Source organism: Herbidospora galbida (assembly GCF_005233835.1).
Taxonomy (GTDB): Bacteria; Actinomycetota; Actinomycetes; order Streptosporangiales; family Streptosporangiaceae; genus Herbidospora; species Herbidospora galbida.
In genome coordinates this window covers 73,359-87,481 of sequence record NZ_SZQA01000025.1, presented here as the reverse complement: position 1 = coordinate 87,481, position 14,123 = coordinate 73,359, and the positions used below count along the sequence as shown (strand labels likewise).

The 14,123-nt window shown below is 70.1% G+C and carries 12 protein-coding genes; 2 read left to right on the top strand and 10 right to left on the bottom strand.

The window, feature by feature from the left end; genetic code table 11:
- Window positions 1-4 precede the first annotated feature (4 nt).
- Window positions 5-487: a hypothetical protein gene (locus FDA94_RS24460; protein WP_137249411.1), complete on the bottom strand. Its 483-nt coding sequence runs from the start codon at window positions 485-487 to the stop codon at window positions 5-7.
- Window positions 488-644: 157 nt separating this feature from the next.
- Here FDA94_RS24460 and FDA94_RS24455 point away from each other — a divergent pair, with 157 nt between their 5' ends.
- Window positions 645-1,811 carry a pectate lyase gene (locus FDA94_RS24455; protein WP_137249410.1) on the top strand — a complete coding sequence of 389 codons (1,167 nt, stop codon included), beginning with the start codon at window positions 645-647 and terminating at the stop codon, window positions 1,809-1,811.
- Between the two features lie 9 nt (window positions 1,812-1,820).
- On the opposite strand, the gene FDA94_RS24450 is transcribed toward FDA94_RS24455, so the two are convergent.
- From FDA94_RS24450 to FDA94_RS24415, 8 genes are all read right to left on the bottom strand, one after another.
- On the bottom strand, window positions 1,821-2,105 hold the full coding sequence (locus FDA94_RS24450; protein ID WP_212735488.1) for a hypothetical protein: 285 nt from the start codon (window positions 2,103-2,105) through the stop codon (window positions 1,821-1,823).
- Between the two features lie 79 nt (window positions 2,106-2,184).
- Complete coding sequence (locus FDA94_RS24445) at window positions 2,185-4,002, bottom strand: discoidin domain-containing protein (protein WP_137249409.1); 1,818 nt, start codon at window positions 4,000-4,002, stop codon at window positions 2,185-2,187.
- A gap of 67 nt (window positions 4,003-4,069) precedes the next feature.
- The gene (locus tag FDA94_RS24440; protein ID WP_212735487.1) at window positions 4,070-5,053 is read right to left on the bottom strand and encodes a substrate-binding domain-containing protein; all 984 of its coding nucleotides are present in this window, start codon (window positions 5,051-5,053) and stop codon (window positions 4,070-4,072) included.
- Window positions 5,054-5,071: 18 nt separating this feature from the next.
- Window positions 5,072-6,019 (bottom strand): ABC transporter permease, encoded by a 948-nt coding sequence (locus FDA94_RS24435; protein WP_212735486.1) that lies wholly within the window; start codon window positions 6,017-6,019, stop codon window positions 5,072-5,074.
- Window positions 6,016-7,485, bottom strand: coding sequence for a sugar ABC transporter ATP-binding protein (locus FDA94_RS24430; RefSeq protein ID WP_137249408.1), 1,470 nt, complete (start codon window positions 7,483-7,485; stop codon window positions 6,016-6,018). Before FDA94_RS24430 ends, FDA94_RS24435 begins: the two co-directional genes overlap by 4 nt.
- The gene (locus tag FDA94_RS24425) at window positions 7,482-8,870 is read right to left on the bottom strand and encodes an aldehyde dehydrogenase family protein (RefSeq protein ID WP_137249407.1); all 1,389 of its coding nucleotides are present in this window, start codon (window positions 8,868-8,870) and stop codon (window positions 7,482-7,484) included. The genes FDA94_RS24430 and FDA94_RS24425 overlap by 4 nt, the downstream gene beginning before the upstream one ends.
- Window positions 8,867-9,649 carry an IclR family transcriptional regulator gene (locus tag FDA94_RS24420; protein ID WP_137249406.1) on the bottom strand — a complete coding sequence of 261 codons (783 nt, stop codon included), beginning with the start codon at window positions 9,647-9,649 and terminating at the stop codon, window positions 8,867-8,869. The genes FDA94_RS24425 and FDA94_RS24420 overlap by 4 nt, the downstream gene beginning before the upstream one ends.
- Before the next feature lie 207 nt (window positions 9,650-9,856).
- The gene (locus FDA94_RS24415; RefSeq protein ID WP_137249405.1) at window positions 9,857-12,580 is read right to left on the bottom strand and encodes a discoidin domain-containing protein; all 2,724 of its coding nucleotides are present in this window, start codon (window positions 12,578-12,580) and stop codon (window positions 9,857-9,859) included.
- 193 nt (window positions 12,581-12,773) lie between these two features.
- Here FDA94_RS24415 and FDA94_RS24410 point away from each other — a divergent pair, with 193 nt between their 5' ends.
- Window positions 12,774-13,103: a hypothetical protein gene (locus tag FDA94_RS24410; RefSeq protein ID WP_170991097.1), complete on the top strand. Its 330-nt coding sequence runs from the start codon at window positions 12,774-12,776 to the stop codon at window positions 13,101-13,103.
- Here FDA94_RS24410 and FDA94_RS24405 read toward each other — a convergent pair.
- The gene (locus tag FDA94_RS24405; RefSeq protein ID WP_137249403.1) at window positions 13,039-14,067 is read right to left on the bottom strand and encodes a helix-turn-helix transcriptional regulator; all 1,029 of its coding nucleotides are present in this window, start codon (window positions 14,065-14,067) and stop codon (window positions 13,039-13,041) included. The genes FDA94_RS24410 and FDA94_RS24405 overlap by 65 nt on opposite strands.
- Window positions 14,068-14,123 lie beyond the last annotated feature (56 nt).

Genomic DNA, 14,123 nt, shown 5'->3' with positions numbered 1-14,123 from the left:
GTCGCTATGACGGTGTCGGGGCAAGATCCCGGCCGGGGATGGGCCGCGCGGACGCGCTCAGCCGGACCGGCCCGCCGGTCGTCACGTCGAGCACCCCCCGAGCCTCAAGCGGCCGGTCGAGGGTCACGTCCACCATCCGTTCGTAGCCGACGGCGGTGCAGGTCCGCTCTCCGAACCGGAACCCCGTCGTGGTGACGACGGCGACCACCACGAACCGGGCCGATTCGACGGCCCGGCCCGCGTAGGTCTCCGCGCAGTCGCCCTGCGACGCCCCGCCGGTGAACACGAGCCGGAGCGTCCGCCCGTCGGGCAGCAGCACGGCCGTCTCGACGCGGAGGGCGCCGACGTCCTCGCCTTTCACCGGCCCGCCGCCCCGCAGGACGTGCTCCATGCGGCCGTCCAGCCGCCGATCGTCCGCGCCGGCCAGCCACCACACGGCGGCGGCGAGCAGGAGAACAAGCCCGGCGATCACTCCACCTCTCACCACGATCACTCCTCAAGTTCGGCGCTGATGGTCCGAGGTGAACGTTTCACCTCGGTTCCGAGGTGACCAGGGGCGATGGCACCCGCCGGAAAACGCCCGCTGGTCGGCGGCGGCCGGAGCTCGCATGCTGCCTGCACGTTCCCGAGCAGCAGGAGGCAGCATGCTGCGCACATGGCGTCAGAAGGCGCTACTCGTCCTGACGGCCGCAGTGGCCGTCACACCCCTGACAGGGGTCGCGGCGCAGGCGGCGGTCGCCTGCCGGGTGACCTACGCCGTCCAGTCGCAGTGGCCCGGCGGGTTCACCGCCGGCGTCACCCTCACCAACACCGGCGACCCCCTCTCGACCTGGCGGGTGACGTGGTCGTACGCCGCCGGCCAGACCGTCTCGCAGGCGTGGAACGCCACCGTGACCCAGAGCGGGAGCGCGGTGACCGCGGCAAGCCTGAGCTACAACGGCGCCCTCGCCACCGGTGCCTCCGTCCAGTTCGGCTTCAACGCGAACTGGAACGGCGGCAACCCGGCCCCGACCACCTTCGCCGTCAACGGCGTGACCTGCGGCGGAGGCACCCCAAGCCCGACCCCCACCCCGACGCCCACACCGACCCCGACGCCCACACCGACCCCGACCCCGACTCCGACGCCGCAACCCACGACGTGGCCGACGCCGACTGGCCAGGTCGGCGTCAACGGGACCATCTCCGTCTCCGGCACCTTCGACGGCGGGATGCGGCGCTACTGCTGCATCGGCGACGGCGGGCAGGAGGAGAGCCAGGACCCGGTCTTCCAGCTGGCCAACGGCGCCACCCTGCAGAACGTCATCATCGGCGCCCCCGCCGGTGACGGCGTGCACTGCTCCGGGTCGTGCACGCTGCGGAACGTCTGGTGGGAGGACGTCGGCGAGGACGCCGCGACCTTCCGGGGCAGCGGCGACCCCAGCTTCCTCGTCGACGGCGGCGGCGCCCGCTACGCGAGCGACAAGGTGTTCCAGCACAACGGCGCGGGGACCCTCACGGTCCAGAACTTCCAGGCGACCAACTTCGGGACGTTCTACCGCTCGTGCGGCAACTGCTCCACGCAGCACCAGCGGGACGTCGTCGTCAGGAACGTCACGCTGACCCGGCCGGGCAACACCGTCGCGGGCGTCAACGTCAACTACGGCGACACGGCCCGCTTCTCCGGGGTGACGATCGTCAACGACTCCGGCCGGTCGATGGTGATCTGCCGCAAGTACAACGGCAACAACAGCGGCAACGAACCGACCCAGGTCGGGACGGGGGCCGATTCGACCAACTGCTTCTACTCGTCCTCGGATCTCACGTACCGATGAGAGGGCGGCTCACCGCGCCGGCAGGCCCCTCCTGAGCTGGGCCCTGGTTCGCGGGCGGGGCTTGGGGTCGCGGCCGCAGCCGCAGGTCTCGAAGCCCTCGTAGCGCAGGCCGGCGGCCAGGACCGCGGCGACGGCCGCCCACTCGCCGCTTCTGCGGCGGCGGGGGGCGGCGAAGTCGTGGCCGGCGTACGTCATCGGTGTGCGGCAGCGGGTGCACAGGTGCTCGGCGCCGTCCCAGGGCAGCTTGTGGCTCTGGCGGCAGGGCACGCAGACATAGTGCACTTTGTACGTCACTTCGGCGTATGTGCACATAGGAAAAAATCATAGAGGGGCCGGTCCGATTTCGCCGGACCGGCCCCTCGTGAAACAGGGACTACGAGGCGTACGCCTCCAGTTCGTAGATGCGTGCCGCCGTGTCCGAGTTACTCGTCGGCGCCAGCACGTTCACCCTGATATACCGAACATCCCGCTGCGTAAAGGTGTGCGTCGTGATGTTGGCCGTGTTCCCGCGCGGCTGGGCCACGTTGGTCCACGAGGTTCCGTTCGTGCTCACCTGGACGTCGAAGTCCCGCGTGTTCCAGATCGCCTGCTCCCCGCCCGCCGCGGAGTGCTTCAGCACGATCTTGGCCACCCGCTGGTTGGACCCCATGTCGACCTGGAGCCACTTGTTCGACCCGAGCGAGCACCACTTGTCGGCGTTGCCGCCCGACACCGAGCCGTTCACGGCCTTGGCCGGGCCCTCGTTCGCGGCGCACGAGGAGTCGGCGGTGGCGGTCTTGTTCAGCGCCAGGTTCGGGTTGCCGGTGGTCTGCGGCACGTACAGCCGGACGTCCGTCAGCGAGGCGCTGCCCTCGTACACGTTGGTGTAGAGGTCGCCGATCACGAAGTAGTCGGGGTAGGCCGAACCGGCCGGCCACTGGTTCGACCAGGTGGTCGAGCCGTTGTTGTCGTTCTGGACCAGGTTGCCGTTGAACTGCCCGTTGTACTCGCCGGCCTTCACGTTGTAGTGCCAGATCGGGTTGTTGTTGACGACGAACGGGCGGTGCATGCGGATGGTCCGCTGGCCCGAGCGGGCGAAGTTGCCGGTCACCTCCAGGACGTAACCGGTCTGGTCGCGCTCGATGGCGAAGGTGTAGAACTCGTTCGGCATGAGCTCCGGCTGGAGTTCGGCCGCCGACGAGAGCTGCTGTTCGGCGACGCCGCCCGAGCACGGGGTCATGAACCACTGCGAGTTGCCCGCCAGTCCGCCGGGGCCGGGGTTCCAGTTGGGCATGCCGCTGATCCACATGTTGACGGTGTTGAAGTTGCCGTCGCGGTAGTTGTAGTAGGTGTTGTTCGCGGCGTTGCAGACCCGGCCGCCGGTGCCGCTCCCCACCCGGTCGGGGTGCTGGGAGAAGGCGTCCATCAGGACCTTGCGGCGGTAGTGCCAGAAGTGGTTGTTGCGCGGGGCCGGGTCGGCGAAGTCGACGATCGACAGGAAGTGGAAGCCGTTGTAGCCGTAGGTGCCGCGCCGGACGTCCTGCCACTCGCAGTAGGGGGCCGAGGGGTTGCCCGACCAGCCGGGGGAGTTCTCGCCCTCGCCCCACGGGTGCTGGGTCTTGCAGCCGGTGTTGCTGTAGCCGTTGGTGCGCCCGTTGTACTCGATCGACCCGTTGCGCTTGCCGCCGAAGTCGAGCGTCTTGAGCTTGTACTCGATGCGGTAGTAGTCGGGGAGCTTCTGGGTGGGCCGCAGGATGACGCCGCCGGTGTGGTCGGGGACGTTCATGACGGCGACCTTCTCGCTGCCGAGCGTCTGGGTCGTCAGGGTCGGCGGCGCCTCGATGTTGCCGTCCTTGTTCCAGTCACGGGCCGACAGCGAGGCGGTCAGCCAGCCGTTCTGCCCGACGGGGAACTCCTTCCGGTACGTGGAGAAGGAGTTCAGCGCGGTCGTCCAGGCCGGGCCGTAGTCGTTGCGGTACCACTGGCCCGGGTCGTCCATGATGGTGTCGAACGGCTGGGAGTAGTCGTCGCGCACCCACGGCGCGTTGCCGGTGTTGATCGGGTTGACGAAGTTCTCGTTGTAGAGCAGCGTCCAGCCAGGCCGGGTCGGGTCGTCGGCCTGGGCGGGCGCGCTCGTCAGCGTCAGCGCCGAGCTGGTCAGCAGCAACGCCATCGCCGCTCGGCGTGCGGCGCTGCCTCTTCGTGTACGCATGGACAACCTCTCTGGGTGAGAAGGGGTGGCGTCGCCGCCCGCCACCCCGGCGGGGGATGGGAGGGGCTTAGAAGCTGCCGTCCGGGTTCTGGAACTGGGCGGCGTTGTCCTTGGTGACCATCGGAGAGGGCACGACCGTGTCCTTCTCGACGTTGGCCGCGCCGCCGAGGATCTCCACCGCGCGGTCCAGGCCCTTGGCGCCGATGATGTCGGCGTCGTTCAGGCCGGTCACCTTGTAGTTGGTGCCGTCGAGGATCGCCTTCAGCGCCTCGGCCTGGCCGTCGACGCCGGCGATGATGATGCCGTCGGCGAGGCCCGCGTCCGCGATGGCGCGCTGGGCGCCCAGGCACATGGCGTCGTTCTCGCAGAACACCGCCTTGATGTCCTTGTTGGTGGCGAGCAGGCTCTCCATGACGGTCAGGCCGCCGTCGGAGCCCCAGTTGCCGAAGTCGGGCGCCTCGACCAGCGTGAACTTGGAGTCGGCCGACAGGACCGACTTGACGCCGTTGGTGCGGGCCAGGCCGATGCTGTTGTCGGCCGGGCCGCCCTTGATGATGGCGACCTTGCCGCCGTCGGGCAGCGCGGTCGACAGGTACTCGCCGTTCTGGCGGCCGATGGCCTCGTTGTCGGGGCCGATCCAGCTGGTGTACTCACCGGTCTGGAACTTGCGGTCGACCAGGACGACCGGCTTGCCGGCCGCCTTGATGCTGTTCAGCACGGCGGGGGCCGACTCGAGCGGGCCGCCCGAGATGATGACGGCGTCGACGTTCTTGGTCAGCAGGTCTTCGACGTTGCTGGCCAGCTTGGCGGCGTCGCCGTTGGCGTCGGTGCTGATGATCTCGACGTTGCCCTTCTTCTGGGCCTGGGCGGCGATCGCCTTGTCCATGCCGCTGAAGTAGGGACCGCTCAGCATGAAGTTGGCGACGCCGATCGTGTAGCCGGCGTCGCCCGACGCGGCGGCGCCGGTCGCCGGTTCCTCCGAACCCGAGGAGCAGGCGGTCAGCATCGCAAGGCAGAGGCCGGCGCCGGCCAGGATCTTCTTGGAAATCACGGTGTTTCTCCTGGGGGGTTACGCGCGCACGCGGTTGGTGCGCTGGGCGAGGATGACGGCGATGATGATCAACCCCTTGAGAACCTGCTGCCAGAAGCTCTGCACGCCGTACAGGTTCAGCAGGTTGTTGATCAGGACCAGGACGAGCACGCCACCGAACGTGGCGCGGACGGAGCCCTTGCCGCCGGCGAGGCTGGCGCCGCCGATGACGCAGGCGGCGATGGCGTCGAGTTCGAACGCCACGCCCACGCTGGGCTGGGCGATGCCGACCCGGCTGGCGAGGATCACCCCGGCCAGCCCGGCGCACAGGCCCGAGACGGTGTACGCCAGCACGACGTGCCGGCGCACGTTGATGCCGGCCAGCCGGACCGTCTCGGCGTTGCCGCCGATCGCGATGATCGACCGCCCCGCCGGGGTGCGGGTGAGGAAGACGCCGCCGACGAGGAAGACGGCGAACATGATGAGCGTGGAGACCGGGATCGGCCCGGCCATGGCCGACCCGAGCGTGAAGAACGCCGGGTCCTCCGGCGCGATCGGCACCTCGGAGTAGACGAACGCCAGACCCCTGATGGTGGTCAGCGACGCCAGCGTCACCACGAACGGCGCCAGCCCGAACCGGGCCACCAGCACGCCGTTGACCAGGCCGAACCCGATGCCGGAGACGACGCCGACGGCCATCGCGGCGGGGATCGGCAGGCTGGAGACCATCCCGGCGGTGAGGATGCCGGAGAACGCCACCACCGAGCCGACCGACAGGTCGATGCCGCCGGTGAGGATGACGACCAGCATCCCGTAGGCCAGCAGGCCGATGGTGACCATCTGCTTGAGCAGGTTGGTCAGGTTGGCCTGGGTGAGGAACGACTCGGTCGTCACCGCGGCCACCACGACCATCACCACGATGAGCAGGCCGAACGCCACCGTGACGAGCAGGTCGCGGGAGATCTTGGGCAGGGCGTTCACGCTCACGCGGCCACCCCGATCGCGTGCGCGAGCACCTCGTCCTCGGTCGTCCCCTCGGACCGCAGCTCGCCGGCGAGCCGGCCCTCGCGCATGACCAGCACGCGGTCGGTGGCGCCGAGCACCTCGGTCAGGTCGGAGGAGATGAGCAGCACGGCCAGGCCCTCGCGGGCCAGCGCGTCGATCATCCGGTAGATGTCGACCCGGGTGGCCATGTCGACGCCCCGGGTCGGCTCGTCGAGGATGAGCACGCGCGGCTCGGCCAGCAGCCACTTGGCGAGCACGGCCTTCTGCTGGTTGCCGCCGCTGAGCGCGGCCACCGGCATGGTGGCGCACCGGGCGGGCTGGATGCTGAGCCGGTCGATCATCCCGGCGACCCTTTCCTTCCGCCCCGGCATGTCGATCAGCGGGCCCTTCGTGGTGGCCCGCATGGTCGCCAGGGCGATGTTGTCGGTCACGGTCATCCCGCCCACGAGGCCGGTGCGCTTCCGGTCCTCGGTGACGAACGCCAGACCGTGGGAGATGGCGTCGGCCGGGGAGCGGAAGGCCCCCGTGCCGGAGGTCGGGGGCTCGGCGCCGAACACGCACCGGGCCATCTCGCTGCGCCCCGAGCCGACCAGCCCGAACAGGCCGACGATCTCGCCCGCGCGCAGCTCGAAGGAGACGTCGGAGAACTCCCCGCGCCGCGACAGGCCGGTCACGGAGAGGCGGGTCTCGCCGGGGGAGTCCCGCCGGTCGGGGTAGATCTGTTCGAGCTTGCGCCCGGCCATCAGCCGGATCAGCTCGTCTTCGGACGTGCGGGCGGGCTCGGTGGTCTCGATGATCACGCCGTCCTTGATGACGACGATCGAGTCGGCCAGCTCCATCACCTCGGCGAGGCGGTGGGAGACGTACACGACCAGGACCCCGCGGGCCTTCAGCCGCCGGATCAGGTCGAACAACGCGTCGAGGTCGCTGCCGGCCAGGACCGCCGAGGGCTCGTCCAGGACCAGCACCCGGACCTCCCCGGCCAGCGCCTTGGCGATCTCCACCATCTGCTGGCGGGCCACCGTCAGGCGGCCCGCGATCGTGCGCGGCTCGATGGCGCCGAAGCCGGCGGCGTCGAGCAGTTCCTTCGCCTTGCGGTGCGCGGCCGGCCAGTCGATGAGGCCGGACCTGCGCTTCGGGAACCGGCCCATCAGCAGGTTCTCGGTGACCGACAGGCCCGGCACGATCGACAGCTCCTGGTAGACCGTGCGGATACCGCGCTCGTGGGCGTCGTGCGGCGAGCGCAGATGCACCGGCTCGCCGTCGATGCGCATCTCGCCGGACGACATCTCGTGCGCCCCGGAGAAGATCCGGATCAGGGTGGACTTGCCCGCGCCGTTGGCCCCGACGACGGCGAGGACCTCGCCGTCGCGCCCGACGAGGTCGACGCCGTGGAGCACCTCCACGTCGCCGTAGCTCTTCCGGACGTCCCGGAGCGAAAGGCTCATCCGAACGCCTCCATGACCAGCACGGTCTTCTGCCGGGTGAAGTCGAGCACGGTCTCGTGCAGGCCCTCGCGGTAGCCGCCGGTGTCCTTGGTGCCGCCGAACGGCAGGTTCTCGGCCCGGATCGCGGTCGACCCGTTGACGATCACGCCGCCGACGTCGAGCAGCTTGGCCAGGGTGAACGCGCGCGAGACGTCCCGGGTGAACACCGAGGCGTGCAGCCCGTACGGGGAGTCGGAGACCAGGGCGGCGGCCTCGCGCGGGTCGGAGAACCGGGCGATCGGCGCGACCGGCCCGAAGATCTCCTCGGCGAACGTCGGGCTCTCGACCGGCACGTCGACGAGCACGACGGGGTCGACGAACGAGCCCCGGCGGCCGCCGCCGACGACCAGCCGCGCGCCCTCGCCGACCAGCTTCCCGACGGCCTTCTCGACCTCCTCGGCGGCCTGCTCGGTGATCAGCGGCCCGACGTCGGTGCCGTCGTCGAGCTGGTCGCCCACGACCAGCTTGGCCGCCTGGGCCGACAGCTCCGCGACGAAGGCGTCGTGGACGCCGTCCTGGACGTACACCCGCTTGACCGCGCAGCAGATCTGGCCGTTGCCCCGGGCCAGCCGCCCGAGGGTGACGGCGGTGGCGGCGGCCGCCACGTCGGCGTCGTCGCAGACGATCATCGCGTCGTTGCCGCCGAGTTCGAGGAAGACCTTCTTCAGGGTGCCCGAGGCCAGCTTGGCGATCGCGCGGCCGGCGTTGGTACTGCCGGTGAGCGTGATCGCGGCGACGCCCGGGGCCTCGGCCAGCGTGGTCGAGACCTCGACGCCGCCGGTGACGATCTGGTGGGCGAACTCCGGAGCGCCCGCCTCCTCGACCAGCTCGGCGACCCGCAGCAGCGCCAGCGGACACTTCGCGGGCGGCTGGACGATCACCGCGTTCCCGGCGGCCAGCGCGGCGGCGGCCTTGTGGGAGTACAGCTCCACCGGGTAGTTGAACGGCACCAGCGCGGCCACCACGCCGAGCGGCTCGCGGATCGTCACCGCGAGGTGGCGCTCCATGCCGGGCACCGCGTCCATCGGCGTCTGCCGGCCGAACAACCGGGTCGCCTCGGCGGAGTAGCCGCGCCAGATGCGGATCGCGGCCTCGACCTCACCCCGGCACTGCATCAAGGGCTTGCCGTTCTCGGTCGCCAGCAGGTTCGCCAGCGACTCGATCTCGCCCTCGATCAGGTCGGCCACCCGGCGTAACAGGGCCGCCCGTTCGTGGCCGGGCATGGCCGCCATCGCGCGCTGCCCCTTCTGCGCGTCCGCGATGGCGGCCACGACTGCGTCGGCGCTCAGGTCGGGGACCTCGCCGAGAGGCTCACCGGTCCCCGGGTTCCGCACCACGATGCTCATTTGCTGCTCCTTCGATAGGGGGTTCGCCCGCCGATCCGTTTGCTGATGTCGGCGGCCATCGCGCGGGCCTTGGGGGCGAGGCGGTGGCAGTCGTCGCGGCTGAACCGCGCGGCCGGGGCCGACACGCTGAACGCGCCGACCGGCTCGCCGGAGGCGTTCATGATCGCCAGCCCGACGCAGCGCACCCCTTCCTCGTTCTCCTCGTCGTCGATCGCGAAGCCCTGGTCCGCCACCACGCCCAGCTCGGCGAGCAGGGCGTTCCCGGTGAGGGTCTTGGGTGTACGCACCTCAAGGGGCCCCGAAAGGATCTCGTCGCGACGGGCGGAGCCGAGCAGGGCGAGCATGGCCTTGCCCATGGCCGTGCAGTGGAGCGGCGCACGCTTGCCGATGTGGGAGACGAGCCGGATCGACTTGGCGCTCTCGACCTTGTCGACGTACACGATCTGTTCGCCGACCAGGACCCCGAGGTGCACGGTCTCCCCGCTCAGCTCCACCAGTTCGGCCAGGTAGGGCCGGGCGGCGGCGCGCAGGCCGTCCTCGTCGAGGTACTGCCCGGCCAGCACGATCAGGGTGACCCCGAGCCGGTAGGACCCGGCCGCGTCACGGTCGAGCACTCCGAGTTCGAGCAGGGACGTCACGTACCGGTGGGCGGTGCTGACGGCGATCCCGGCGCGGTTCGCGAGCGCGCCCAGGGTGATCCCGTCGCGCCCGGCGTCGGAGACGGCGTGCACCAGCTCGAAGGCTTTGTCGACGCTTGCTGATTTACGACCACTCTGCATTCGAGTTACTCGAATCTATTTTCATATTCTTGTAACATGCTTGCGAGAGTTGCATTGCCCTCAAATCCTGTCAAGCCCCTGTTGTTTGGGGCTTTTGTCGTGTATGGAGGGTTATGAGTTCGGAGTCGTCGTCTTCTTGCGTGTTAGTTTGTCGTTTTTGCAAACACAAAAGGCCGGCCACGCGTGGTGACCGGCCTTCCGGGTGATCTAGTTGGGCGTGATCGAGTAGGTCGCCCCCGCAACGGTGGAGAAAGTGATGACATCGTTGCTCACCGACGGCGTCACCGACCCGCCGCCGACCCGGACGACGGTCACGCCGCGCCCCGGCCACGGGTTCAGCAGCCGCAGCTGCGCCCCCACGGTGCTGGTGACGTCGACGTAGCTCGCCTGCCCGTTCTCACGCGCGGCCGACACGACGAAGCCGTCCTTGGCGCGGAGCTTCACGAACGAGCCGTTCTTGCCCGACGGCCAGACCGGGAAGACCCGCAGGATCCCGAGGTCGCTCTGCAGCAGCAGGCTGTTGATCGCCTCGACGGTGCCCGACTTCTCCAGGCCGTGGTGCGGGTCGGTGACCCGCAGGTTGGCCGCCGACCGGTTGGTGATCTGGGTCTTCAGCCGGTCGATGAGCGACTGGGCCGGGTAGCCGACCCTCGCCGCCTGGGTGAAGACCTTCGGGAAGGAGTTGTCCTGGCCCCAGGAGTTCATCGCGTCGAGCGTCTGGATCGCGACCTGGCGGTCGGCTGCCGGCCCGTTGATGCCCAGCGCCTCACCCGGGTGGACGAACTCCAGGTTGACGGTGTTGTCGCCGGGACGGATGGCCCGGCCGTCGCTCAGGGTGCCGGGGTCGCCGAGGGCGTACACCTGCTGGCCGTTGTACGTCGTCCGGGGGATCGGCGCCAGCCGGTTCAGCATGTCCTGCCAGGTGGCGCGCAGGCCCGAGTCGACGTTCAGCCGGGTGCTCGCGTCGATCGTGGTGGACAGCAGCGTCTTCAGCATGCCGAGGTCGGCGCTGGAGTTGCGGGCCCAGGTGCCCTCGTGCGGGCCGGAGTAGAGGTTGAACCGGTTGTTCTCCAGCTGCAGCCAGTGCTGGAAGAACGTGACGACCTCCTTCATGAACGGGTAGCCGCGCTGCGACAGCCACGTCTGGTCGCGGGTGTACTGCCAGTAGGCGACGTACTGGGTCGCGGTGAACAGGCTGTTGCCGACCTGCTGGTGGTAGTTGTCGTCGGCGGTCGAGCCGTTGGGCGCGATGCCGACCGGGAACAGTACGCCCGACGGCACGCCGCCACTGGGGAAGCGGCCGTTCACGTAGCCGGAGTTGACCCTGCGCAGGTCCTGGGTGGCCCGGCGCCTGGCCTCCGGCAGATAGGCGCTGACCAGGTCGAACATCGGAAGGGCCAGCTCGGGGCGGTTGGAGGAGTAGACGCCGTAGAAGTTGGCGATCCAGTTGTAGTTCAGGTGCATGTCGCCGCCCCACAACGGATAGTCCGTGGTGGCCCAGATGCCGAACAGGCCCGGCGCGGTCTTCCCTGCGCGGCTGGAGGAGCCGATGAAGTACTGGGCGGCGTAGTAGTAGCGCTCCAGCACGTCGTCGTTGAGGTCGACGTAGGACTTCAGCCAGTACTGCTTCCACCATTCGAGGTGCGTGGCGTACTGCGCGTCGAGGCTCCCGGCCGACTGGGCGTCGGCGAGGCTCCGCGCGGCCGGGGCCGGGTCGCCGGTGCTCGTGCCGCCGCCGGCGACGCCCGTGACGACGCTGACCACGCCGCCGGCCGGGATGGCGACGGTGATCTGGTTGTTCGCGACCGACTGGGTGCCGCCGATCACGCGGGTGGCGATCGCCGCGCGTGAGGTCCACTGGCCCGAGGACGTCTGGCGGGCCGCCCAGACCGTGCCGCCCGAGGTGCCCGACGTGCTGGTGAAGCCCGGCCGGCCGTTCTGGATCTGGGTCGTGTTCGAGACCCTGATCGTCGTGGCGGCGCTGGCCTGGATGCGGGTGACGACCAGGTTGTCGGTGGCGCCGACCCACGTCCGCATGGTGACGGGCCCGCCGCCGAGGCTCATCGTGGTGTCGACGTCGCCCTTGAGGATGTTCTGCTCCTCCAGGAACGAGGTGCTCCCGCCTCCGCCGCCGGTCCCGTTGTAGAGCTCGAACTGGCCGATGCGGGCCCGGGGGTTGTTGAGGCTGTCGGAGGTGGTGCCCTGGGTGGGCTCGCTGATGTTCAGCCGCACGTACCGGGCGGTGACGCCGCCGACGGTCCGGTCGGTGGTGGCGGCGGTGTTGCCGGTGACGGTGTCGCGGGTCGTCCAGGTCGCGTTGTCGCCGCTGGTCTGGAGCGTCCAGTTCCTCGTGGTGTTGGCCGTCTCGGCGGGGCGGGCGGCGGCGTCGTGGCGCAGGACGTACCGGGTGAAGGTCTTCGCCGAGCCCAGGTCGAGGGTGATCGTCTGCGGCTTGCCGATGTTGGAGACCCAGCCCTCGTAGCCGGCGCCCCAGCCGCCGTTGACGGCCCGGCCGGGCGGGAACGACGAGTGCGAACTGGACGCCGTCGCCGTCGACCCGAGCGCCAGGTTCGGCGACCCGCCGCTGCTCACCGGGTTGATCGAGACCGACCCCAGCGCGACGAGCGAGCGGTTGGCGCTGGCGGTCCAGAAGTCGCCCTTGGCGATCCGGAACGTCTTGAACCCGTCGCCGCCGCCCGAGACGACGCCGATGTCGCCGTTCCCGAGGAGCGCGGTGTCCGGCATCGTGTCGGTGACCGAGCCGGTGTAGGCCTGGTTGGTCCAGCGGCCCTTGACCGCCCCGACCAGCGACTGGACGGCGCTCCACTGCTGGTCGGGGGTGGGGGTGGCGGCCTGCGCGGACGTCGCCGTGGTCAGGCCGGCGAGCAGGGCGAGCGCGGCGGCTATGGCTGAGCCACGCGTTCTGATCATGGAGGTGCCTTTCCGTGGTGGCCCGGATGGCGAGAGTGGGATAACGTTATCCCGCACCGTAGATTGTTACCCGGAGGTTTCAAAGAGCGCCGAAAGTCACAAGTCGATAACGGCATTTCCGGTTCCGGTCGTCATGGATCCGTGTGCACGAGCATGGTCGGCGGCGGTGACCTGCGCGGCGATGGGGCGGGCCATGGGTGTGGACGTGATCGTGATGCGCGTGACCCAGACGGGCACCAGTCCCAAGGGCCGCCGCTTCGAGGTGGCCGAGTCCTTCCCCGACGTGCGAGACGTCTTCGCGACCCTCTGCGGCCAGAGCCGACTGCCGATGCTGCGGCGCGTGGACCCCTACGGATCGCTGGTCCTGACGCCGGAGGAGATGCCGCAGCTCATCGCCGAACTGACCGAGACGCTCGCGCTGGCCGGGGACGATCCGGCCCGGCGCGCGGTCGAGGAGGTCAGGAGGCTGGCCGAGCGCTGCGCGACGGAGCCCGGCCTCGAACTCCATCTGGAAGGCGACTAGGGCCTGGTCCGGATGCGCCGCCCGCCGCGCGGTGGAGCCTCGTCGCGAGGCGGGTGAACGCCGTCGCGAGTTCGGCTCCGTCGAGCACCTCGACGTCGAGGTCGAGCTGGATCAGCCACAGCGCGAGCCGGTTCGGGTCGTCGGAGCCCAGCTCGACATGGCACGTGGACTCGTCGACCGCCTCGATGTCGAGCGGGATGGGGATCTTCGCAGTGACCTCGGCGGCGGGCGCGTGCACGAGGACCCGGGCGCGGTAGGTCCAGGCCGCCTTGCTGACGCGTTTGACGACGTACTCGACGGCGCTGTCCTCCGGGATCGCGCGCGGCCGGAACCGGGCGCCCGTCGGTGGATGGGGAACCATGCGGTCGACCCGGAAGACCCGCCAGTCGTCGCGGTCGAGGTCCCACGCGAGCAGGTACCAGAGCGCCCCCCAGGTCACCAGCCGTTGCGGTTCGGTGTGGCGGGCCTCCTCGCTGCCTCCGGGCTTGGTGTAGCCGAACCGGAGCCGTTCGCGGCCGCGGACCGCGGCGGCGACCGCGCCGAGGACCGAGAGGTCGAGCGGAGGCCGAGTTCCCGGCACGACGCTCGTCGCCTCGCGTACCGCCTCGACGCGCCGGCGCAGGCGTGCGGGCAGCACCTGCTCCAGCTTCGCGAGCGCGGTGAGCGAGGTCTCCTCGACTCCGAGCCGCTGGGTCGCGACCGCGCCCAGTCCGACCGCGACGGCGACGGCCTCGTCGTCGTCGAGCAGGAGCGGGGGCATCGCCGTCCCGGCGGCCAGCCGGTAGCCGCCCGCGACGCCGGGGCGCGCGTCCACGGGATAGCCGATCGACCGCAGCTTGCCGATGTCGGCCCGCACGGTCCGCGTGCTCACGCCGAGCCGGGCGGCCAGTTCGGAGCTGGTCCAGTCGCGCTTGAGCTGGAGCAACGACAGCAGTTCGAGCAGGCGGACCGAGGTCTCCAACATGGTCCCGATCATTCCACCCGATTGCGGAAGCTTGTCTGCCGCATTGGCTGGGAGCG